Below are 21,431 nucleotides of genomic sequence, written 5' to 3' on the forward strand. Positions count from 1 at the left end.
TCAGACCGCCGGTGCGGGTGCGCGGGTGGAGTCGTTCTCCCACACCATCCACGGACGTTCCCCCTGCGAGAAGAGCGCCTCCAGGTTGTTCCGCTCCTTGATGGTGTCGGTGGGGTGCCAGAAGCCGGTGTAGCGGTAGGAGAGCAGCTGTCCACGTTCGGCGAGGGCGGTGCAGGCGTCACCGACCAGGTCGCCGCCCTTCGGGATGTGGTCGAACACGCCTTGCCGCAGGACGAAGAAGCCCCCATTGACCCACAGGTCCAGGTCGCCGGCGGCGCGGATCTGCCGGATGCGACCGCTGCCGTCGATGTCGACGCAGTGGAAGGAGGGGTCCGGACGGGCCGCGAGCAGGCTCGCCGTGGCGTCGCTGTCCCGGAATCGGTCGATCATGATCGGGAGGGGAGCGTCGGTGAGGACGTCGGAGTAGTTCGCCAGGAACACGTCCTCGTCCGCCACCAGGTGCCGGACCCGGCGCAGCCGCTCGCCGATCGCCGAGTCCACGCCGGTGTCGACGAAGTGGATGGTCCAGTTCGCGATGTCGGTGGAGAGCAGGTCGATCCGCCGACCGCCCTCCCTGAGCACGAAGTCGTTGCTGGCGGTCTCGCGGTAGTTGAGGAAGTAGTCCTTGATGTGGTGCGCCCCGTAGCCGAGACAGAGGATGAACTCGTCGTGGCCGTAGTGGGCGTAGTAGCGCATGACGTGCCAGATCAACGGGCGGTGGCCGACCATGATCATCGGCTTCGAGACCTCGGTCGTCCCGTCCCGCATCCGCAAGCCGTACCCGCCGCAGAAAAGCACGACTTTCACGAGCAGGTCCCCCTTGCACTGTTCTGGTGCCCGGCTGCGCCGATGGAGCCGGGCAGCCGGCTTCGATGGCCACGGGTCGGACGGACGGAGCCGACCTCGCCGGTGGGATGGCCGGCTGCTCCGGGGAGTCCCACCGGGCTTATCAGGCACCTGGACTCCAGCATGGCCACGTGGGGACCCCTTCGTTCGCACGGTGGCTTCGACACGACCGCACGTCCAGACCGTGTGAAGACCTTGGGGGGTCGATTGAGACCGGTCAACCACTCTCGGAGCGATCGGACCACTTGCCGGAGGATCCACGTCCCAGAAAGTGAGGCAGTCGCACTGCGCGGTTCCGCGGTCACATCCGCCACCGTCCAGAGGGGACGGTGAGCGCCGTCGATGACGTCATCATGGCGTGGGGACAGCGGCCGACAACCGACGCTCTCTCCACCGCGAGAGTGCCCCGCGACGTCGAGGTCGCGATTCGTCGACCCGCGCGAGGACGTCGAGAACGATCTCCGCGGTCCGGGCGGGCGAGAAGTGCTCGCGGAGGTGGATCTCCCCCTCGGCGGCCTGCTGGGTGAGCTGGGACGGGTCGTTCAGGTGGGCGAGGATGGCCTCGACCAGCGCGGGGACGGACTCCGGCTCGACCAGGCGACCGTACGCGCCCCCGCCGAGGATCATGCGCGGGCCGCCACCGTCGCAGTCCGTCGCGATGGTGGGGACGCCCAGGGCGATCGCCTCGAGCAACACCTGGGGGACACCTTCCACGCGGGCGCAGTGCACGAACGCCGCTGACTGCGCGATCTCGGGTAACGGGTTCCCGAGGTGTCCGGTGAAGGTGACCGCCTCGGACAACCCGAGATCTTGAGCGAGGCGCTTCAGGGTGGGACCCTCCTGTCCCTCTCCGATGAGGACCAACCGCACCGGGTGGCCCATTCTCCGCACGTCGGCCAGTGCACGGAGCAAGAGGTCGTATCCCTTGCGGTGGTACAGCTCTCCGCATGCCACTAGGGGCGCTGACGTGTGCTGCGGACGGCCGGGCCCATCGGGTGAACCGAGCCGCCGGACCATGTCCACGTCGATGCCGGTCGAGGCGACAGTGAGCTTGGACCGGTCGACGCCCATCCTCGCGGCAGACTCTGCCCCGGCTGGCGCGACGCACAGAACGGCGTCGGCGTGGGTCAGGCAGTGGCGCCAGAGGGGACTGCGCCATCGGTTGAGGTGGATCTCATGGGAGCGCTCGGGGACGTTCTGGACATAGACGACGAACGGCCGCCGCACCAGGCGGGCGATGACGTACGCGAACGGCAGTGAGAGCTCCACCTCACTGATCACCATGACTGCATCCGCGGCCCTCGCCGCTCGCAGCGCACGCAGCACCGCTCCGGGGAGACCTCTGCGGAACCGACGCTCGGCCGTGTCTCCGTAGGTCAACGAGGCGCCGGCCGGAGGCATGAGTGGTGGCCGGCCGTCGACGCCGCGCTTGAGGGAGAGGTACACGACGGCCCACGACGCCTCCAGCCACAGCGCGGCGAGCTTGTGCACCCACCGGAGGCTCCCGTTGTCCGTGAGCGTGTCGACGACGATCAGGATGGAGCAGGGTCGGGACATCTGGTCATCCTCCTCATGACTAGGCGTGCTCACGGGCCTCGGCAGCCTGCCGAGCAACGACCACGAGCCGAATCCACGCGAACCCGGCTCCGAGTGTGTGGGCGAGTGCGATTCCGACGGCCGCGCCGAACGCCCCTCCGGTGAGCACGCCGACCAAGCCGCCGATCAGATACGCCGGAGCGGCTATGATCTGCAGCCAGAAGAGCACCTTGGGCCGCTGGGCGGCCAGGATCCCGCAGGTGGGACCAAGACCGGAAGCCGACATGACGAGCCCGAGGACGGTCGGCACCAGGATGGCGTCGACACCGGTCCAGGTGTCACCCATGAGCTGTCGGCCGACCTCCTCAGGCAACACCAGCAACAGGGCTCCCCAGACCGTGGCGAGGACGACCACGGTGCCTGAGATCCCCACGCCGGCTCGGATCAGGCGCCGTCCGACGGTCCATGGGCGGCGGGCCAGTTCCGGGATCGCGAAGGCCATCCCGCTTGTCACGAGGATCCCGACCGGCCCGGTGAGGACCTGCGCGCCGCGCAGCGCCCCGGCCACTGCCAGCCCGCCGGTAGCGGCGACTAGTACCAGCATCAACTGCGTGCTGCCGTTGATGAGCACGTACTCGGTCACGAAGTACCGACTGAGGTCCCAGTGCGCCTTCAGCCACTGCCAGGTCGCTCGGGGTGCTGGCACCAGGCCCGCCAGGAGTGCGCCGAGCAGCGCAGCAAGCCAACCGCTCAGCCCCCACACCCCGAGGTAGGCGACGGCCGATCCTTGGTCAGTCGTCGACAGCATGAGCATGAGGCAGACCTGCACCACTGCCCAGGCCGAGTCGATGGCGGCCGCAGCGCGAGGACGACCCGCCGCGAAAAAGACCATCCGCCAGGCGTCCTGAAGCAGTAGGCCGGGAAGCAGGACGGCGGTCAGGACGAGCGTGGGCCCGACCGTGCCCCCGAGGAGGACCCCCGTGAGCGCCAAGGCGGCAGCAGGCGGGAGCCCGACCACGATGGCCGCCCCGGTCGACTGCCGCGCCGCCTGCCTGGCCGCAGACGGTGCAGCATCGCTGAAGCGCACCGTCAATGGCTGGCTCACCAGTACCCGCGTGACAATGACCAGATAGCCGTAGACGGTGAAGGACAGCGCAAAGGCGCCGAACTCTGCCGCGCTCACTTCCCGGGCGACGAGCACTCCGAGCGCGAAGCTCGACAGGCTCGACACGACCTGGTCGCTCGTGCTCCAACCCGCCCTCCGGACCAGTCGAGCAACCCCACCTCCACCGAAGCGGCGTCGAGGTGTCTGGGGCCTGTCGACGCGTGTCTCCACAGCGAAGCTCAGCCGCCGACGCTGCAGCCGCGACGTGGGGCCGCCGGGTGCTCCCGCGTGGAGCCGGCCGTGGGCGCAGGCGTTCGAACGCCCAATCGTCGGGCAGAACCGGAGCCGGGGGAGTGGGTGGACCCCGCGGACGCGAACGTGGGTGTCACCCTGTCCTCTTCCCGAATCAGGCGTGGTAGCGCATGACGGAGACCGCGAACATCGGCCTGGGGAGGGACTCGTGCACGCGACGTCTCACGATCGCTGCGGCGGCCCACCGTCCGGTCACGGGACGGGTCGGCCGCGGCGACCGTCGGCCACGAGGCGTCCTGCCACGGTTGCGCGGGCGGTGAACAGGCCCAGGGCGTGAGCCCAGTCCTCCCGGGCGCGGTTGATGTGGCCGAGCAGGAGGCGCCCCAGGGCCCGGCCGATGTAGCCGAGGCCGAGAGACATGATGATCGTCGTGGCAGCCACGGGATGGTGGTACTTGTGCAGATAGCGGGACATCGAACTGCCATGGAGTCTGCCCATCTCGAGTGACGGAGCCCCCGAACCACCGGCCGAGGGGATCGCCACATCCGTGCGGAGACGCTGGTACAGCCCGTGTGCGCGGCTCTGCCGGCCGAAGGCCACGTCGTCGTTGTAGACGTAGAAGTCCTCGTCGAAGCAGTCGAGGCCGAGGAAGGTCTGACGGCGTACCGCCATGACCGAACCGGACACCCAGTCGACGTTCAGCGGCTGGCCGATCTCCGGATGGCAGTAGATCCCGAGCCGGGGGAAGGCCCTGTGGGCACCGAAGGCGTGCACGACCGCGCGCGGCAGCGTCGGCTCCCAGCCTCCGACTGCCCATTCGGGCCGCCCGTGGGAGTCGACCACGACACCAGCGCTCGCCGAGCAGAGGGGATCCGTTGCCACGTCCTCCACGAGCGTCGTGATGGCCTCGATGTCCGGCCGGGTGTCGGGGTTGAGGAAGACGAGGAACTCCGCCTGCGACGATCGGGCCGCGAGGTTGGCCGCGCGGCTGTAGCCGATCCCTCCGCCCTTCATGTACCGGCCGTTCGGGCGATCGAGGACGACCTGGGCGAGACCGTCACCGTCATTGAAGTTGTCCACCACGGCCAACGGGATGTCCGCCGGTAAGCCGGCGAGCATCTCAGTGACCTGCGCACGGCTGCGGTAGGCAACGACCACGAGTTCGACGTCGGGCGTGCCGGTGCTCTGGCTGGGCTCCACGTGCATTGTGTTCGTCGGCCTCTCCTCAGCCGCGGACCATCGACTGAGCACCCTCTACCGCCGCGAGGTGTGACGACCAGCGCGCGCCCGTTCTGCGGACCGCGTGGCGCTCGGTTGTGGGCTCACCAAACAGTCCTTGCCGTACTCGTTGCCGCCCATCTGGTGTGGAGACGGGTCGAACGGTGCCCGACGACCGGCGGCGACCAAGCTCCTCGATCGCGCGACTCCCGGACCCCCCGCGAGTCTCCTCGATCCACATTGCTCCGGCCGCAGGCTCTGCAGCACGAGGGGAGTCCTCCCAGCGGTGGTCCCCGGACCGCCGGCTCGCATGGTCGGTCCTCGTGGCCCGAGCAGCGCTCCAGCATCGTCCGGGCCGCGATGCCGCGGGCCCGGCAGTACGCCCCGGGACTGTGCAGGACGGCGTGGACGGCCCCGGGCAGGCTGCTCCCGTTGAGCCTGGGGGACCGGTTCTCGACGTAGCGGGTGCCCCGCTCGACCGACTCGTCGAGCTCGGGTCCGGCCTGGGATCCGCCGGACTCCGGTGAGGCGCGGACTCGCGCAGCCTCCGGTACGTGTCGCGCCAGGGCTGCTCCACCTCACACGGGAGGGGGGCCGTCGATAGCGGGACGGGGCGGACTCGGGGCATCCGCGGCTCACCGCGCAGCTCGAACAGCACCCCATCGCCCTCGTTCCGCGTGAGGAGGGAGTCGAGCTCCCGGTCGGCGTGACGAACGTGCTCAGGACGTCGAGAAGCCATCTGCATCGGGCCGCTCTCGTCGTCGAAGCGGACCATCCACTCGTGGTGGGGGAGCTGGCAACCCCTTATGGGACAGGAGCGGGCGGATCACGGTGGTGTGTCGCAGAACGTGATCGACTCGGCCGGTCCTGTATCGGAACTGTGCAGGTGGGCGTCGACCCAGCCGTACGGGTTGGGTCAGCCGGGGGACGGCAGGCAGAGCCTGGCGGTGAACTCCTCGGTGTTCTGAGCCGGCGAGTCGGTAGGACAACCTCACATCCGGCGCCCAAGAAGGGCGTCGACCTTCCTCGGGAGGTCGACAACACCAACCTGCGCCTCCGAATCCGCGGTCGAACTGGCGACGAGGTCGTCGCCCGGCAAACGCGTGCCCGACGGGCGCAACGCTCCCGGCCACGACTCCTGTACCACCGTCGGCGGGGCGGTCCCGTCGCGAATCCGCTCCTCCAGTCGTGAACTGCACGCCGCGACGGCCGGTGCATGTCAGTAGGCGCCGGCTCTGCGCAGGACGGCGCGGATCGTGCGCAGCAGGATGGCCAGGTCGAGCCCGAGCGACCAGTTCTCGACGTACCGGATGTCCAGTTCGACGGCCTCGTCCCAGCTCAGGTTCGATCGTCCACTCACCTGCCAGAGACCCGTGATGCCGGGCTTCACGAGCAGCCTGCGGTGCATGTCCGGTCCGTACCGCGCGATCTCGCGTTCGAGGGCCGGTCTCGGGCCGACGAAGGACATCTGTCCCTTCAGCACGTTGATGAGTTGGGGGAGTTCGTCGAGCGAGTAGCGACGCAGGAACCGTCCCACCGGGGTGACCCGCGGGTCCCGGTGCAGCTTGAAGAGCACTGCATTGCCCTCGTTTTGGGGCAGCAGCTCCTCCAGCTTGCGGTCCGCGTCGACGACCATGCTGCGGAACTTCAGGACGTCGAAGCAGACGCCGCGCTTACCGACCCGGCGCTGGCGGTAGAGCGCCGGACCCGGGCTGGAGAAGCGGACCGCTGCACCGACGGCCAGGAGCAGCGGCAAGCCCAGGACCAGCAACGCGGCCGCGGCGACCCGGTCGAGGATCCCCTTGACGACCCGCCGGTGACCCCGGAACTCCGGCTCCCGGATCTGGATCAGCGGGACGGTCGTCGTCGGGCGGATCTGGAGTCGGTGGGGTGCCACCTCTAGCAGTCCCGGTGCCGCGAGGACGTCGATGTTGGTCCCCTCCAGTCGCCAGGACAGGTCGCGCAGGTACTGTCCCGCGGTCTCACTGGCCGAGGCCACGACGATGGCGTCCGCCCCGACCTCGTCCACGGCGGGTACGACGTGGGTGAGGTCACCGAGCACGGCGACACCGTGCTGCTCGAGGGACTGCGACGCGGACTGTTGGGGCACGCATGCGCCGACGACCTGCAGACCGCACGCGGGATCCCGGCGGAGCCGCTTCGCCAGATCCAGGACGGCGCTGTCGCGCCCCACCAGCACGACTCGCTTCGTCATGAACCCTCGGCGCCTGGCCGCGTGCAGCCGCCACCGGTTGAGGGCACGGTTGAGGAGGGTGAGCACAGTGGCGACCGGGACGCCGATGAGCAGCAACCGTGTGAGCCCGACCAAGGCGGGCACCTGGGCGGCATACCCCGCCACCGCGACCGCGATGACCCCGGCGATGGCCACTCGCCGGTACTCGATGGCGCCGGTGCCGTGCAGACGCTCGGCGTAAGTGCTCAGTGACATCAGCAGCGCGGGCCAGGCCAACGCGCCGATGGCCGCCAGCGCGAGGCCATAAACCGAGATGGGGCCGGTGAAGGGCATCAGCACGCAAGCCGCCGTGATGCTGGCGACGACGTCCCCGGTCACCAACGTCGCGGTGTAGGCGACCAGCCACTCGGGGTTCTGCCGGCGCCGTGCGGTGAACGGATCGTAGACCGGGCGGCCGTGCGTCGGGAGAACGGCCGAGGTCTTCGTCAGCGGGGGGGCTGTGCTGGGTTCGGCCAAGCGCCGGAGTTCAAGACTGTCGTCCGCGCCGAATTGATGCGTCGCGGCTGCCGGGATGGTGGCGGGAGATGGGTCGGGGGCCAGGACGTTGTCGAGCCGCTCCATGAAAGCGTCGCTCATCTCGCACCTCCCCCGTCATGACGGCCGTGACGCAGACCCCCGAAGCGGAGGGGTGCGTCGAGGAGGGAAGTGAGGCTGCTCAGACCACCGCGGGGCCTGGGACGGCGACTTCGATAGGTGTGACCACTCCGAGGTGCTCCTTCGCAGGCGCACGAACGTAGAGCAGGTGTGAGGACGTGGAGGGACAGGGGACGAGTGGATCGGTTCATGGGGCCAGTTCCTTGGCCTAATCAGCACCGGCGGCGAGCGCCAGGATGCTGTGACATCTCGGGACTATGTGATTCCGGGTGGCGATCCGGCCGTGGCCGTGCCCGGACGCGGTGCCTATAACCAGGGCGTTCGCTTGGCGCGCGAGGGCGCGACGCCGAGGAGGCTCAGTCCGGACGGCTGCCTGGATCGGTCGCAGCGCCGAGAACGTGACCGGCCACGCCGGCGGCCACACGGGCCGCCGCCATGAGGGCAACCGAAGCGGCGAGACCCTCATCCAGGACTGCCAAATCGTCCCAGGAGTGGTGGTGTTGTCCGCCACCAGAGGCGGTCCCGGTCACGCTGGCACTGGTGACAGGTCCGACGGGAACGGGTGCGGCGGGGGGAGCGGGTAGGGGTGGCGCGCCGACGGGGGACGTGAGCGGTACGTCGATAGCCCCGACAGCCACCACGTGATCGGCGGCGTGAGGACTCCCTCGTCCGCCGGTGGAACCCCCGGCGATACCTACGGGCGGGCGCGAGCGGTCCACCCCGTCATCCGGCGCCTGGCACACCTGGCGGCCGGCGTGGGTGAGCGCGGTCACCAGTGAGCGCAGCGCCAGCAGTTGGTCCCCTGCAGATGTGACGACTGAGATCGATGACGCCGAGGCTGTCGCTACTGCGGGGGAGTAACCGGTACGGGGGGGCAGGTCGCTCGATCGAGGAGCGGTGGTCGGTCCCCTCGTCGGATCGGTGTCGCCCTCGGATCCGGACATTGCACCCTGGGTTGCCAACGTGGCCGGATCCGAAATCGTCGAGGGTGCAACCGCACGGAGATCCGAGACGACTGACCGGTCGTGAGTGCCCGGGGCGGGGATGCCCGCTTCGAGCGAGCCACCGGGGACGAGGCTCGTGTGCTGGCTAGTGACGCCGGTGTTTGCGCTGACACTCGTGCCCGTTCCGTGCGCCTGCGACGTGAGGCTCACCTCGGGCGTCCGCGTCGCTGACGCACTGGAGGTGTCCTGCCTGAGCGGCTGGATGGCGCCGTCGGCAGCCGGCGGTGCCGGGCGGTCCCCGGCCGGGGTGGCGGGCTTGGCCGGGCGGTCCTCGGCCGGCGGTGCCGGGCGGTCCCCGGCCGGGGTGGCGGGCTTGGCCGGGCGGTCCTCGGCCGGGGGTGCCGGGCGGTCCCCGGCCGGGGTGGCGGGCTTGGCCGGGCGGTCCTCGGCCGGGGGTGCCGGGCGGTCCCCGGCCGGGGTGGCGGGCTTGGCCGGCGGTGCCGGGCGGTCCCCGGCCGGGGTGGCGGGCTTGGCCGGCGGTGCCGGGCGGTCCTCGGCCGGGGGTGCCGGGCGGTCCCCGGCCGGGGGTGCCGGGCGGTCCTCGGCCGGGGGTGCCGGGCGGTCCCCGGCCGGGGTGGCGGGCTTGGCCGGGCGGTCCTCGGCCGGGGGTGCCGGGCGGTCCTCGGCCGGGGGTGCCGGGCGGTCCCCGGCCGGGGTGGCGGGCTTGGCCGGGCGGTCCTCGGCCGGGGGTGCCGGGCGGTCCTCGGCCGGGGGTGCCGGGCGGTCCCCGGCCGGGGTGGCGGGCTTGGCCGGCGGTGCCGGGCGGTCCTCGGCCGGGGGTGCCGGGCGGTCCCCGGCCGGGGTGGCGGGCTTGGCCGGCGGTGCCGGGCGGTCCTCGGCCGGGGTGGCGGGCTTGGCCGGCGGTGCCGGGCGGTCCTCGGCCGGGGGTGCCGGGCGGTCCCCGGCCGGGGTGGCGGGCTTGGCCGGCGGTGCCGGGCGGTCCTCGGCCGGGGGTGCCGGGCGGTCCCCGGCCGGGGTGGCGGGCTTGGCCGGGCGGTCCTCGGCCGGGGGTGCCGGGCGGTCCCCGGCCGGGGTGGCGGGCTTGGCCGGCGGTGCCGGGCGGTCCCCGGCCGGGGTGGCGGGCTTGGCCGGGGGAGCCGGTGGCTCGGGCGTGTCCAGGCGGGGTGGCTGGGTGGCGCCGTCGTTGTCGGGTGCGGAAGAGCGGTCCTCGGCCGGTGTGGCGGGCTTCTCCCGATCGTCGGCCGGAGAACCTGCTGGCGTGGCAGAGGCACCAGACGAGCTTTCCTGCTTCGCTTCGCTCTCGGCTGAGGCAGCCGGGCTCTCGTCGGCCGAAGTTTCGGCTGCGGTACCGCCGGTGTTGGCCGGAGTGGCTGTCTCCCCGGAGCTGACGCGGTTCCCGCCGGCGCTCGTGCCCGGGTCGGTCGCCTGCGACGAGTCGGCGCTCAGCGAGGGCGCACCCGCCTGGGCCGCCGCAGCCAAGGACGCAAGGAGCATCCACACACCGACCATCAGCAGGACGCCGATTAGGACGCGGTGACGCCAGTATCGACCGGGTGGAGTGCGCCGATTGGTCGCCTCATGGCGTGCGGAGACGCCCGACGCCAGCATCTTGCTGGGCGTCCAGGTGAGGCCTTCACCAACCAACACGGGCTCTCTCTTTTGCAGTGCAAGCGGCGCAAGCTGAACCGTGGCGGAACGCTGACGTCATCGGTGAGCCGTGACTTTGTGCTGGGTGTCTGGTCATGACAAGCCCATGGGTCGTCAGGGACGAGACATCTCGGCCGGGCCTCACTGTGTGTGCTTCCCACCGTCCACGGTGTGCGTGGGTCTTACGGCGACGTCCCGATCGACTCCTGGGTGGGGTCCGGTCGGCACGGGGCGACGGTGGCCGAGGCAGCCCCTCAATGCGTGGAGGGGCGCGCCACGTGACGCCGCGCTCGGGGACGGTCTGAGACAGGTCGTGCTCGGCAACAGGGTTGAGGTGTACAGGCGGACGCCAGCCGGGCCCAGCGGACGAGCCGATCCGGCGGTGACGTCCCCGCTGGTGGTGTAAGTCCAGGTCACCGCTCGCGTGGAGGACCACGCGAAGGGGCCATCGTGTGATGGTCAGCGAGACCACGCCAATGGTTCTCGCGGAAGGACACAGCACACGATGGCCCTGGACCAGTCTGCCCTGCTCGAGGTGCTCGACGCACTCAAGGCAGCCGATGTCGACGACCGCATCCGGTCGGCGGCCACCACGATCTACCAGGCGTTGATCGAGGCCGAGCTGACCGCGGTGATCGGGGCGGCGCCGCACGAGCGCACCGAGGGTCGCACCGCCCAGCGCAACGGCTCCCGCCCCCGCACCCTGTCCACGACGGCCGGGGATCTGGAGCTGCGGATCCCCAAGCTGCGCGCCGGGTCGTTCTTCCCCTCGCTGCTGGAACGCCGGCGGCGGATCGACCAGGCGCTGTTCGCCGTGGTCATGGAGGCCTACCTGCACGGGGTGAGCACGCGGAAGGTCGATGACCTGGTGCGGGCGTTGGGCGCCGACACCGGCATTTCCAAGTCCGAGGTCTCCCGGATCTGCGCCGACCTCGATGCCGAGGTCAGCTCTTTTCAGGACCGTTCACTGGCCGAGCAGGCCTTCCCGTACGTGTTCCTCGACGCCACCTACTGCAAGGCACGGGTGAACCGGCGGGTGGTCTCCCAGGCCGTGGTCATCGCCACCGGCGTGGCCGCCGACGGCCACCGGGAGGTGCTCGGCTTCGCCGTCGGCGATTCGGAGGACGGCGCGTTCTGGACGGCGTTCCTGCGCTCGCTGAAGGCCCGCGGGCTGGCCGGCCCCCAGCTGGTCATCTCCGACGCGCACACCGGGCTCAAGGCCGCCATCGGCGCGGTGCTGCTCGGCGCCAGTTGGCAAAGGTGCCGGGTGCACTTCATGCGCAACGTGCTCGCCCGCGTCCCGCGCGGCAACAGCGAGATGGTCGCCGCGGCGATCCGCACCGTCTTCGCCCAGCCCGACGCCGAGCACGTGCGCTCCCAGCTCGACGTGATCGCCGGCATGCTGGGCCGCCAGTTCCCCCAGGTCGAGGCCATGCTGCACGAGGCTGCCGACGACCTGCTGGCCTTCACCGCCTTCCCGGTGGCGCACTGGAAGAAGATCTGGTCGACCAATCCGCTGGAACGGCTGAACAAGGAGATCAAGCGGCGCACCGACGTCGTCGGGGTCTTTCCCAACCCCGCCGCCCTGCTGCGCCTGGCCGGCGCGGTACTGGTCGAGGCGCACGACGAGTGGCAGGTCTCCGACCGCCGCTACCTCGCCGAGAGCTCCATGGCCCTGCTCGCCAGCCGCAGTGACTCGGCGGAGGAGGTGGCGCAGCCGGCCCTGATCGCGTCATAGTCACCACACCGCTGACCAACACGGTGAGGACTACATCCACCACTCAGCGGGACGTCACCGATCCGGCCGGCGCCGACAGTCACCCCGCTCAGCCGCGGGACGGCGACGGCGGCGGCAGTAGGCCGTCCTCGACCGCGCGCACGTTCAGGTGACGGCGGGTCGGGGCCGGGTGATCGGCGTCGGTGGACCTGGCGCGGACCCACCACAGGTGCGTCTTCAGCGTCTAGGCGTCCGTGCCCGAGGAGCGGCCGACCGCGCAGTGGACGGCGTTGGTCGAGACGTAGGCCAGAAGCACCTCGCGCTGCCGGGGCGCCAGGTCGGGTCGGACGGGCGTCGTCCCCGGCCGGTGCCCGGCGCAGAGCGCCGACCGGGTCGGTGTTGGGCGGTGCGACGACGACCTGGCGGCCGACGAGCAGCTCGGCCTGCGCGGTACGGGGCAGGCCAGCCGGCCGACAGAGGCTCGCGTGTCCGAGGCCGGACCGGCGCGCCGCCCCGGTGCGGGCCCTGCGCGGGGAAGGCGCACGAGCCGCGGCTCGCATCGACGGCTCCACCGGGGTGGAGCTGCGCCTCCCGCGGCCGGAGCGGAGGGGGACCGCGCCCCTGGGGTCCGAGATGGTGGTCGACCGGCAGCCGGTGTCACCGGCGCAGCTGCGCCGGGTGGCGCGCACGCCGGTGAACCGGCTCCATGCCAGCGGCGCCCAGATCCCCCGCGGGATCGGCGCTCCTGCATGCTCGAGGGACCCGAGCGTGCCGCCGGCGGCTGTGGCCGGCGGCCGGTCGGTCATGGCGACCCGTCATCGACGGCGCGCGGGGCGGCATGGCGGGACCGAGCCAGGGCTGATGGGGAGCTGGTGCGTCCGGTGGGGGGCGGACGGCGAAGGAGGGGCCGTGGGGGTCTTCGTCTTCGTGGTGCCGGTGCTGCTGGTCGTCGTCCTCGGCTACGCCATCGGCTACACGGTGTGGGAGGCGATCGGTCTCGGGGGGAACCCGGAGGTGCCCGGCTGGCTGACCGGGCTGGCGCTGCTGGCGGCGGTGTCGTGGCCGCTGGTGTCGCGGCGGGCGCGGCTCAAGCGCGCGCTGCGCCGGGCTCGCGGTCGGGGGGACGACGCGGAGACCGCCCGGCTGGGGGCGGCGCTGGCCCGGCGGCGCCGGGGGAGGGGCTGAGGCGGGCGTCCGCGCCGTTGCGGACGCCGTGTCTCAGCGGGTGCCGGCGTAGCGGATGACCCGGCCGGCGCCGAGGGAGCGGGCGGTCTGCAGGGACAGGGCGGCGCGGCGCATGGTCTCGGTAGCGGTGGCGCCCTCCTCGAGCGCGGCGACACCGGCGCAGGCGCCGAGGCCCGGGATGCCCAGCTCGGTCATCGTGGCAGCCAGGCGGGTGGCGGTGACCTCGGCGTCCCCGGCGGTGCCGCTGAGCAGGACGGCGAAGTCGTTGGGGCCCGAGCGGCCCAGCCAGTCGTCGCCGCACAGCGAGCGCGCCACGACCGAGGTGGCGGCGGCGAGGCTGCTGGCGGCGGTCGGCCAGGTGTCGTCGCGTCGCAGCAGGCCCAGCACGATCAGCGCGCCGGGGACGTCGCGACGGCGGCCAGGCGCTCGGCGAGGTGGGCCGAGACCGAGTTGGGCCCCGACAGCAGGCTGGTGACGTCGTCCTCCGGCGGGAGGAGCGCGGAGACCGGCAGCGAGACCGGGACCGGGTTGTGCGCAATGTAGATGACCTCTCCATCAATACCGGTGTCGTTCCGCTGGAGGGGATCCCACCCGGAGGGGTGGTCGAGGGGGCTCAGCCCGTGACCGGTGCTGGCGCCCCATCGCCGACCGGGACCTCGGGTCTCCCCTGACGACACGCCCGGACCCGGGGTGGGCACGGGCGGTCAGCACACGCTGGTCCGGCCCTCGCCGGGGCGGACCGGACGGTTCCGTCACCGTGCCGCCACCCGTAGCGTCCCACGGCCATGGGCGTGCACCGGCCGCGCCGAGGGGGTGGACGCGTGCGGGGATCCGACCCGGCCGGGGTGGATGCTGCGCGGCTCCGCGACATGCCGGTGCTGGTCGCCGGGGGTACCGGATTCCTGGGCGCCTCGGTGGTGACGCGGCTGCTGAGCGCCGGGTGCCGCGTCGTCGTCGTCGGACCGGACCCGGGGTGGCGCGAGCCGGTGCGGCGGGCGATCCGCGAAGGCGTCGTGGAGCTGGTGCAGGAGCCGGAGTGGTGGCGGCCGGAGGCGGCCCGGCGGGTGGCGCGCCGGGCGGCGGGGACCGAGCAGCTGGTGCACCTGGCCACGGCGCCGGTGCCGGCAGGGGAGCGGACGGCGACCGGTGCGGCGCGCGACGCCGTGGCGGTCGACGTGGCCGGCACCCTGGAGCTGCTGGCGGCGCTCGGCGACGGGCTGGGCCACGTCGTCCTCGGCAGCTCGGTGGAGGTCTACGGGCGGGCGCCGGTCACGCCGGTGGACGAGTCGATGCGGCCGACGCCGGAGGACCCCGTGGCGGCGGCGTGGCTGGCACTGGAGGACCAGTTGCGGATCGTCGCCGCGGCGGGCGGGCCGGAGGCCACGGTGCTGCGCTTCACCACGCTGTACGGGCCTGGGGAGACCATGCCGTGGGCGGTGCCGACGTTCATCCAGGCCGGGCTGGCCGGGCACCCCGCGATGATCGCCGGGGACGGCCAGGAGCTGCGCGACTACCTGCACGTGGCGGACGCCGCGGACCTGGTGCTGCGCGCGGTGGCCCGGCCGCCGGCGGTGTCCCCGGCCGGAGAGCGGTTCCGGTTGGTCAACGCCGGCAGCGGGACGGCGGAGCGCACGGTGGCGCTGGCACACCGGGTGCGGCGGGCCGTGGCCGGACAGCGTGGCGAGCTGCCCCCGCCGCCGCGGCACGTGGGGGAGCGACGAGCGGGTGGCGTGGTGTGCCGGACGGATCGGGCTCGTGACCTGCTGGGCTTCCGGCCCACCGTCGACCTGGACCGGGGGCTGGCCGAGGAGGTCGCCTGGTTCGCCCGGCTGGCCGAGTCCTGGCCGGACCTCAGCGCCGCCGGGTGAGCGCCCTCAGCCCCTGGTGCGTGCCCCGACGAGCAGCAGCCCGGCCTCGGACAGCAGCGCGGCCGCCCAACCGGTGACGACGAAGAAGTCGCCCGTGTGGATGCCGTGTTCCTCGCTCAGGGCGACCAGAACAGGGCCGTCGTTGATGTACTCACCGGTCAGCAGCAGCACGGCGAAGGCCGACACGATCCCTGCGATGACGATCGCGAACAGCCAACGGAGCATCACCCGACCGTAGTTCCGGCTCGCGCGGATGTGCGGTGGACGCCTTGGACCCGGGTGCTGGGCCCGCGCCCTGGTGTGACGGACAGTCGTGCACGGAGCTCAAGGAGTAGAACACTCACGGCGTGACGGAGCGGTGGTCGATCGGGCTTCCGGGCACTATTTGCGGCCTCTGCGGTGACCGGGGTCTGGTGCTCAGCGAGTTGCGGCTAGTGCGCCGCCGTCTGGCCCGTCTGCGCCCGGGCTTCGACGTCGACCGGCGCGTGTACGAGCTCTGCGAGGGCTGCAACGCCAGGCACGCCGTCGAGCTGGTCGCCTGACCGGCCCGATGACCGACGAGCCGGACCGGACAGACGACGGCGCGCAGACCACCCCCCGAGCGGGAGACGGCCGCAGACGGGCGCGGTACCGTGCGCACCGTTCGCCCACCCGCACAGTCCTGTTCGCCCTTCTCGCGGTGCTGGTCGTCGTCGCTGGTCTGACCATCGGGCTGGGCACTCTCCAGGTGGACCCCGTCGCCAAGGACGTCGCCCGGGTCAGCGACGCGTTTCCCGACGAGCAGGACCGGCCGGAGGTCGCCGAGGCAGCCCAGGAGGCCCGGACGCTCCTCGTGGTGGGCGTCGACCCGGCCGCCGGTGCCACCGGCGCCACCCGGGCCGAGGCGGTCCTGCTGGTGCGGCTCACCGGCGACCGCCGGCACGCCCAGATGGTGACCTTCCCGCTGGACACCTGGGTCGCCGAGCAGAGCACCACGCTCGAGGGCGTCTTCGGGGTCGACGGCCGGCAGGGCGTGGTGGGTGCTGTGGAGACGCTGACCGACGTCCGCGTCGACCACTACGCCGAGCTGGACTACGCGGGCTTCGCGACCGTCACCGACGCGTTGGGCGGCGTCACCGTCGACGTCCCCGAGGAATACAGCAACCGGGGGCGGACCGTCCCGCCGGGACCGCAGCAGATGGACGGCGCCGCGGCGGTCGCGTACGTGCGGGACGCCAGCGCGGCGACGCGCGCCGCGGCACCCGAGCGGCAGCAGCGCGTGGTGCAGGCGCTGTTCGGCCGGATCGGGGAGCTGGGCGCCCTCGCCGACCTCGGCCGGCTCTCCGGGTTGCTCGACCTGGTGACGGGTGCGCTGCGGGTCGACGAGTCCCTGGCCGACGAGGACCTCGTGGCGACCGCGTGGGAGTTTCGCGGCGTGGCGGAGCCGGAGTTCGTCGCTGCTCCGGTGGGCTCTACGGGGGAGGAGCAGGGGCAGCCCATCACCCGCCTCGACGAGGATGGGGCGGCGGCGCTGTGGGGCCACCTGCAGGCGGACGACCTCGCCGCCCACCTCGGCCGGTTCCGCTGACCGGCGTGGCACGCGTCCCCGGCCGCCGGCCGCTGTGGCTCACGGTGCCGCTGTACGCCGTCCTGCTGGGAGTCGTCGTGCTCGACGAGCGCGCGGCCGTGTTCTGGGGGCGGGTCGGCGGCTCGCTGGGGACGCCGGTGGCCCTCGCGGCGGGCGGCATCGCGCTGCTGGCCGTGTTGCTGCTCCTGTTCGACCTGCGCCGGCACGTGCGGCTCGGTGCCGATCCGGGGGACGGCGACCGGGCCGGCTGAGCATCGACCGGGGTCCGCTCAGTCGTCCGGCAGCAGCCCCGCGTCGGCCTTAGCGGTGAGGGCGGTCCGGACGGCGGCGTCGACCGTGGCGGCGAACTCGGGGTCGCTCTCGGCGCGGGCCAGGACGGCGTCGATCATCTCGTCCACCGCATCGGCGTCCATGGTGAGCATCAGAGTGCCCCCGGCCTCGAGGAACCGGACCGCCCGCTCGTCGATCGGGGTGTCCTGCACGGCTTGGGCGGCGCCGATGTCGTCGGAGATGACCACCCCGTCGAAGCCGAGCTGCCCGCGGAGCAGGTCGTTGACGACGACGGGGGAGAAGACGGCCGGCGTGCTGGCGTCGATCTGCGTGTAGGTGGCCGACGACATCATCACGAAGGGGTCGGCGTCGGAGCCGGCGAGCGCGCCGAAGGCGGCGACCTGCTCGTCGTCGCGGGTGGTGACGTCGTCGGTGGCGTCCCGGCTCTTGTCGGGGTTCTCCGGCACCCGGCCGAGCCCGGGGAAGTGCTTGAGCGTGGGGGTGACGCCGTGCGCGGCCAGGCCGTCGGCGATGGTGCCGGCCGCGCGGACGACGTCCTCCGCGGTGCTGCCGTACTGGCGGTCCCAGGCGCCGATGGCTGCGTTGCCGTCCTCGGTGCCGGAGGGGACGACGTCGGCGACCGGCGCGAGGTTGAGGTTGATGCCCGCGCTGCTCAGGGACGCGCCCATGTCGTCGGCGAGGGCGGCCAGCTCCTCGGCCGGCATGCGGCCCTGAAGTAGGGCCGACGGCAGGTCGGCGAAACCGGGGCCGGAGAGCGTCTGCACGGCGCCGCCCTCCTGGTCGACGCCGACCCACAGACGCGGCCCCTGGGCGGACTCCGCCCAGCGCGCGGTCTCGGCGGCCAGCTGGTCCGCGGGGATGCTGCTGCGACCCTGGAGGAAGACGCCGCCCACACCCTCTGCGCCGAAGTCGTCGGCGGGGGAGAGGTCGGCGAGCGCGACCCCGACGACGATCAGCTGGGCGACCTGCCCACGGCGGTCCAGCTCGACGAGGGCGGCGTCGACCAGGTCGATCTCGGGGCTCAGAGTGGGCGAGGGGGCGGCGCTGGGCGTGCTGGGCGCCGTCCCGGTGTCGGCGGTCGGCGCAGCGCAGGCCGTGGACAGCAGGCAGAGCAGGGAGCCGAGGACGGCTCCGAGGCGGGGAGAGCGCATCGCCACCCATTCTGCGTCGGGTGCGCCCGCCGGCGGGTCGCCGGTGGGCGTCCTGCCGGCGTGTCGCCGACCACCTACGCTCAGCGCACCTCGTCTTCCCCGCGGGGCGTCCTGTCGTCGATGCATGTTGTGGAGCCTGGATGCCGCCGGTCGAGCTGACGTGGGGAGCGGCCACAGCCGTGGGCCAGCGGGAGGACAACCAGGACAGGTACCTGGCCGCCCCGCCGGTGTTCGCGGTCGCCGACGGCATGGGGGGCCATGTCGGTGGTGCCGCCGCCGCGGAGGCGGTGGTCGAGGCGCTGCGCTCGCTCACCGGTGGGGAGACGACGACCGTCGAGGCGATCCGGTTGGCGCTGCAGCGGGCCGACGGCGAGATCCGCGCATTCCAGGGGCCGGACAAGGCCGGTGCCGGGACGACGGTCGCCGGCGTCGCGCTGGTCGATGAGGGGAATGGACCCCAGTGGGCGGTGTTCCACGTCGGTGACTCGCGGGTGTACCGCTGGCACGAGGGCCGCCTCGACCAGCTGACCACCGACCACTCGGTGGTGCAGGAGCTCCTCGACGCCGGCTACATCTCCGACGCGAGCGCTGCCACGCACCCGCAGCGGCACATCATCACCCGGGCACTCGGTGTCGGTCCCCGTCCCGAGGCCGACGTGGTCCTGCTACCCGTCATGGCCGGTGAACGCTTCCTCGCTTGCTCCGACGGCCTGACCGGCGAGCTGAGTGACGCGCAGATCGCTGCACTCGTCGGTGCGGGGAACGATGTCGAGAAGACCGTCGCGAGGCTCACTAGCGAGGCTGAGAGCGCAGGGGCGCGCGACAACGTGACCGTCGTCGCGGTGCAGGTGGGGCACCCCGGCACGTCGACCGGTGCGACCGCACCGCGCTGACGAGGGTGTGCCGGGACTCGAGTGGCCGTGACCGGGGGCTCTGGCTTCCTCGGCTTGCACCTGTGCGAGCGGCTGCTCGAACGACGGCTTCTACGTCGACGACTTGGCACACGGCATCGTCCGCCCGAGGACCCGTCGGGCGCTATCGGGCTCAGGCCGCCCGCGGTCCGGCCGCGGGCGACTGGGTGACGCCGAGCGCGAGCGCGTCGGACGACGGTGCGGCGGACGGCCTGAACACTGCGTCGACCAAGATGACGAGGAGAGCAGGAGCATGTCGCCGAGCAGCCCTAGTATGGCCAGCGGCCAGCGGCCAGCGGCCAGCGGCCAGCGGCCAGCGGCCAGCGGCCAGCGGCCAGCGGCCAGCGGCCAGCGGCCAGCGGCCAGCGGCCAGGACGACGAGGACGGCCACGTCCATGAGATTCCGGGACCTCATCGACCGTGGTAGCGATCGCGATGGTGTTCGCGGACGGGCGGTCAACTCATCACCCGCCGAGGTCTCACCGCCGGTGTCGCGGTGGCACAGGTGTCGCCAGCCAGGGACACGGGTACATGCAGTGTGGGTGTCCTCACGCTCAGTTGACATGCGGTAACCCTTCGGACTATGCTCAACCCCGATGGAGATTGGGGGGGACGAGTCCGAACGGCTGCGCTGGATTGACGCGGTCCGCGGAATCGCCATCCTCCTCATCGTCCTGTGGCATGCATACCTGTTCACCAAGTTCACTGGCCTGGACGTCGGTTACTGGGAGACGATCAACCAGAGTCTCCGGCTCATCAGGATGCCGCTCTTCTTTCTAGCCAGCGGGATCCTCGTAGCAGGCGCGCTGGATCGCCCGTGGCGCCATCTGAGGCGAACGAAACTCGCCACGTGGCTGTGGATGTACGTCCTCTGGGCGCTAATCACCGTCGGTGTGTTCAGCATCGTCAGATGGGATCGGCCGGATCCGCCTGCGGACTCGCCATGGGATCTCGTTCAGATCATCGTGTGGCCCAATACGGGCCTCTGGTACCTCTACGCCCTGGCGGTCTTCCTCGGGGTCAGCAAGCTGACACGTACGTGGCCTGCGTTGGTGGTCCTCGGGTTGGCTGCCGCCCTGTCCATCACGACCTTCACGTGGCTGCCGATCGGAAATTTCGCACTCGACAGCATGGCGAAGTTCTTCGTGTTCTATGCCATCGGCGCCCGCAGCGATCAGTTTCTCAAAGCTCGGGTCTCCCGACTAGGGCGCGGGCGCGCGCTGGTCGTTCTGGTGACTGGGAGTCTCCTGGGTGGAGGCGGTCTCATGGCACTGCAGGCGACAGGAATCACCGGTGACGATCTGCAGCAGATCCCGGCCGTGCCTCTGCTGCTGTGCATTATTGCCTGCGTCGTGGGCGTCTGTCTCGCCGTCGTCCTCGCCGAGTACCGCCTCGGGCGGCCTCTGGTCGCACTTGGGCGGCGGACCCTTCCCGTCTACGTCTCGAATGAGATCGTCCTCGGATGCCTGACGGCGTTGATGGTGCTCGCCGTGCCGCACGTTGCCGAACGCATTGGCTGGCTGGCGGTCCCCGCCCTGGTCATCGTCGCTCTGCCACTCACCCTCTTGCTGCAGCGCGTGTCCTCCTTCGCGCCATGGCTGTACGAGGCTCCGATCCGGATGACCAGGCCGGTCCCGGGGCGCAACGCGTTAGCCGGAAGGGGCGCGTCACGGGGCTGCCTACTCCACCGTCGAGTCAGGTCCTGACCGTCTTCGACGATCATCGAGGTGTCAGGAGGCCGGCGCGAGCTCGGCGGTCAGGGCCGTGCGGACGGCGCGTCGACCGTGGCCGAGGACGCCGAGTCCGACTCGGCACGGGTCAGGACGGCGTCGAGCATCTCCGGGTAGACGCTCGCGTCGACGATGAGCGCCAGCGTGTCGCCGGCCTCGGGGAACTGAGTGGCGCGCTCGCCGGGTGGCACGTACGAAAAGGCGGCCGCCGCGCGCCGACGTCGTTGCTGATGGCCACGCCGTCGAAACCGGAGGAGCCGCGCAGCAGCGTGCCGATCACCTGCCGCGGGAAGCTGGCCGCGGCGGCCAGGTTCAGCCGCGGATAGGTGGCCGAAGAGACCATGACGAACGGCTCGGCGTACGAGTCGGCGAGCGCGCCGAAGGCGGCGACCTGCTCCCTGCGGTCCAGGCGACCCAGTCGGTGACGCCGGCGACCTCGTCGGTGTTCGAGTCGACCATCCCCCAGGCCGGGGAAGTGCTTGAGCGTCACGGTCACGTCGTGCGCGGCTAGGTGTCGCAACTAGGGACGTTGTTGACAGTCGGCGCGGCGGCTCATCACGAAGGAGACCTCCGGCAGGAGTGGCGGTGCTTGAC

The 21,431-nt window shown here is 71.9% G+C and carries 19 protein-coding genes and 1 pseudogene; 8 read left to right on the forward strand and 12 right to left on the reverse strand.

The genetic code is table 11. From position 1 onward, the window contains the following. The 5 genes from GOBS_RS01845 to GOBS_RS01865 all read right to left on the reverse strand — a co-directional run bounded on the left by GOBS_RS01845 (window position 1) and on the right by GOBS_RS01865 (window position 7,787). The gene (locus GOBS_RS01845; RefSeq protein ID WP_012946604.1) at window positions 1-807 is read right to left on the reverse strand and encodes a sugar phosphate nucleotidyltransferase; all 807 of its coding nucleotides are present in this window, start codon (window positions 805-807) and stop codon (window positions 1-3) included. Window positions 808-1,197: 390 nt separating this feature from the next. Further along, window positions 1,198-2,337 carry a glycosyltransferase gene (locus GOBS_RS25055; RefSeq protein ID WP_166487251.1) on the reverse strand — a complete coding sequence of 380 codons (1,140 nt, stop codon included), beginning with the start codon at window positions 2,335-2,337 and terminating at the stop codon, window positions 1,198-1,200. Window positions 2,338-2,422: 85 nt separating this feature from the next. Continuing rightward, entirely contained in the window at window positions 2,423-3,613 is a 1,191-nt protein-coding gene (locus GOBS_RS01855; protein ID WP_041241282.1) for an MATE family efflux transporter, read from the reverse strand. 378 nt (window positions 3,614-3,991) lie between these two features. Next, a complete protein-coding gene (locus GOBS_RS01860; protein ID WP_012946607.1) occupies window positions 3,992-4,945 on the reverse strand; it encodes a glycosyltransferase family 2 protein in 954 nt (317 codons plus the stop codon). Between the two features lie 1,231 nt (window positions 4,946-6,176). Then, the gene (locus GOBS_RS01865) at window positions 6,177-7,787 is read right to left on the reverse strand and encodes a sugar transferase (RefSeq protein WP_012946608.1); all 1,611 of its coding nucleotides are present in this window, start codon (window positions 7,785-7,787) and stop codon (window positions 6,177-6,179) included. Between the two features lie 3,135 nt (window positions 7,788-10,922). On the opposite strand from GOBS_RS01865, the gene GOBS_RS01880 reads away from it, so the two are divergent. Both GOBS_RS01880 and GOBS_RS01885 read left to right on the forward strand, forming a co-directional pair. Next, window positions 10,923-12,155, forward strand: a complete 1,233-nt coding sequence (locus tag GOBS_RS01880) for an IS256 family transposase (protein WP_012946610.1) — start codon at window positions 10,923-10,925, stop codon at window positions 12,153-12,155. A gap of 888 nt (window positions 12,156-13,043) precedes the next feature. Then, window positions 13,044-13,319, forward strand: a complete 276-nt coding sequence (locus tag GOBS_RS01885; RefSeq protein WP_012946611.1) for a hypothetical protein — start codon at window positions 13,044-13,046, stop codon at window positions 13,317-13,319. A gap of 33 nt (window positions 13,320-13,352) precedes the next feature. Here the strand turns inward: GOBS_RS01885 and GOBS_RS01890 are convergent, their stop codons facing one another. Beyond that, entirely contained in the window at window positions 13,353-13,706 is a 354-nt protein-coding gene (locus GOBS_RS01890) for a nucleotidyl cyclase domain-containing protein (RefSeq protein WP_041241284.1), read from the reverse strand. Between the two features lie 2 nt (window positions 13,707-13,708). After that, window positions 13,709-13,996 carry a hypothetical protein gene (locus tag GOBS_RS01895; RefSeq protein WP_041241285.1) on the reverse strand — a complete coding sequence of 96 codons (288 nt, stop codon included), beginning with the start codon at window positions 13,994-13,996 and terminating at the stop codon, window positions 13,709-13,711. A gap of 144 nt (window positions 13,997-14,140) precedes the next feature. Here GOBS_RS01895 and GOBS_RS01900 point away from each other — a divergent pair, with 144 nt between their 5' ends. Further along, a complete protein-coding gene (locus tag GOBS_RS01900; protein ID WP_012946613.1) occupies window positions 14,141-15,187 on the forward strand; it encodes an NAD-dependent epimerase/dehydratase family protein in 1,047 nt (348 codons plus the stop codon). 6 nt (window positions 15,188-15,193) lie between these two features. Here the strand turns inward: GOBS_RS01900 and GOBS_RS01905 are convergent, their stop codons facing one another. Further along, on the reverse strand, window positions 15,194-15,412 hold the full coding sequence (locus GOBS_RS01905; RefSeq protein ID WP_166487252.1) for a hypothetical protein: 219 nt from the start codon (window positions 15,410-15,412) through the stop codon (window positions 15,194-15,196). 188 nt (window positions 15,413-15,600) lie between these two features. Here GOBS_RS01905 and GOBS_RS29145 point away from each other — a divergent pair, with 188 nt between their 5' ends. The 3 genes from GOBS_RS29145 to GOBS_RS01920 all read left to right on the forward strand — a co-directional run bounded on the left by GOBS_RS29145 (window position 15,601) and on the right by GOBS_RS01920 (window position 17,005). Continuing rightward, complete coding sequence (locus GOBS_RS29145) at window positions 15,601-15,729, forward strand: hypothetical protein (protein WP_279432635.1); 129 nt, start codon at window positions 15,601-15,603, stop codon at window positions 15,727-15,729. A 137-nt stretch (window positions 15,730-15,866) separates the two neighbouring features. Further along, window positions 15,867-16,754 carry an LCP family protein gene (locus tag GOBS_RS25065; protein ID WP_166487253.1) on the forward strand — a complete coding sequence of 296 codons (888 nt, stop codon included), beginning with the start codon at window positions 15,867-15,869 and terminating at the stop codon, window positions 16,752-16,754. 5 nt (window positions 16,755-16,759) lie between these two features. Then, complete coding sequence (locus tag GOBS_RS01920; RefSeq protein WP_041241288.1) at window positions 16,760-17,005, forward strand: hypothetical protein; 246 nt, start codon at window positions 16,760-16,762, stop codon at window positions 17,003-17,005. An 18-nt stretch (window positions 17,006-17,023) separates the two neighbouring features. On the opposite strand, the gene GOBS_RS01925 is transcribed toward GOBS_RS01920, so the two are convergent. After that, the gene (locus tag GOBS_RS01925; RefSeq protein ID WP_012946616.1) at window positions 17,024-18,196 is read right to left on the reverse strand and encodes a glycoside hydrolase family 3 N-terminal domain-containing protein; all 1,173 of its coding nucleotides are present in this window, start codon (window positions 18,194-18,196) and stop codon (window positions 17,024-17,026) included. Between the two features lie 140 nt (window positions 18,197-18,336). Here GOBS_RS01925 and GOBS_RS01930 point away from each other — a divergent pair, with 140 nt between their 5' ends. Continuing rightward, window positions 18,337-19,089, forward strand: coding sequence for a PP2C family protein-serine/threonine phosphatase (locus GOBS_RS01930; RefSeq protein ID WP_012946617.1), 753 nt, complete (start codon window positions 18,337-18,339; stop codon window positions 19,087-19,089). A gap of 151 nt (window positions 19,090-19,240) precedes the next feature. On the opposite strand, the gene GOBS_RS26720 is transcribed toward GOBS_RS01930, so the two are convergent. Then, complete coding sequence (locus GOBS_RS26720; protein ID WP_085949908.1) at window positions 19,241-19,504, reverse strand: hypothetical protein; 264 nt, start codon at window positions 19,502-19,504, stop codon at window positions 19,241-19,243. A 199-nt stretch (window positions 19,505-19,703) separates the two neighbouring features. On the opposite strand from GOBS_RS26720, the gene GOBS_RS01935 reads away from it, so the two are divergent. Next, window positions 19,704-20,813 (forward strand): acyltransferase family protein, encoded by a 1,110-nt coding sequence (locus tag GOBS_RS01935; RefSeq protein ID WP_012946618.1) that lies wholly within the window; start codon window positions 19,704-19,706, stop codon window positions 20,811-20,813. 50 nt (window positions 20,814-20,863) lie between these two features. Here GOBS_RS01935 and GOBS_RS28425 read toward each other — a convergent pair whose 3' ends face one another. Both GOBS_RS28425 and GOBS_RS29565 read right to left on the reverse strand, forming a co-directional pair. Continuing rightward, window positions 20,864-21,028, reverse strand: coding sequence for a hypothetical protein (locus GOBS_RS28425; RefSeq protein WP_243697621.1), 165 nt, complete (start codon window positions 21,026-21,028; stop codon window positions 20,864-20,866). A gap of 38 nt (window positions 21,029-21,066) precedes the next feature. Continuing rightward, window positions 21,067-21,333, reverse strand: a pseudogene (locus tag GOBS_RS29565) (hypothetical protein); the annotation flags it as partial. Window positions 21,334-21,431: the final 98 nt, after the last annotated feature.

The sequence above is a fragment of the Geodermatophilus obscurus DSM 43160 genome (genome assembly GCF_000025345.1).
GTDB classification, from domain to species: Bacteria; Actinomycetota; Actinomycetes; order Mycobacteriales; family Geodermatophilaceae; genus Geodermatophilus; species Geodermatophilus obscurus.

What these genes read in the sequence shown, in the direction of transcription:
- GOBS_RS01860 (WP_012946607.1), bottom strand. Translation starts at nt 4,945, where the DNA reads ATGCACGTGGAGCCCAGCCAGAGCACCGGCACGCCCGACGTCGAACTC.
- GOBS_RS01865 (WP_012946608.1), bottom strand. Translation starts at nt 7,787, where the DNA reads ATGAGCGACGCTTTCATGGAGCGGCTCGACAACGTCCTGGCCCCCGAC.
- GOBS_RS01880 (WP_012946610.1), top strand. Translation starts at nt 10,923, where the DNA reads ATGGCCCTGGACCAGTCTGCCCTGCTCGAGGTGCTCGACGCACTCAAG.
- GOBS_RS01905 (WP_166487252.1), bottom strand. Translation starts at nt 15,412, where the DNA reads ATGCTCCGTTGGCTGTTCGCGATCGTCATCGCAGGGATCGTGTCGGCC.
- GOBS_RS01925 (WP_012946616.1), bottom strand. Translation starts at nt 18,196, where the DNA reads ATGCGCTCTCCCCGCCTCGGAGCCGTCCTCGGCTCCCTGCTCTGCCTG.
- GOBS_RS01930 (WP_012946617.1), top strand. Translation starts at nt 18,337, where the DNA reads ATGCCGCCGGTCGAGCTGACGTGGGGAGCGGCCACAGCCGTGGGCCAG.
- GOBS_RS26720 (WP_085949908.1), bottom strand. Translation starts at nt 19,504, where the DNA reads ATGGACGTGGCCGTCCTCGTCGTCCTGGCCGCTGGCCGCTGGCCGCTG.
- GOBS_RS01935 (WP_012946618.1), top strand. Translation starts at nt 19,704, where the DNA reads ATGGAGATTGGGGGGGACGAGTCCGAACGGCTGCGCTGGATTGACGCG.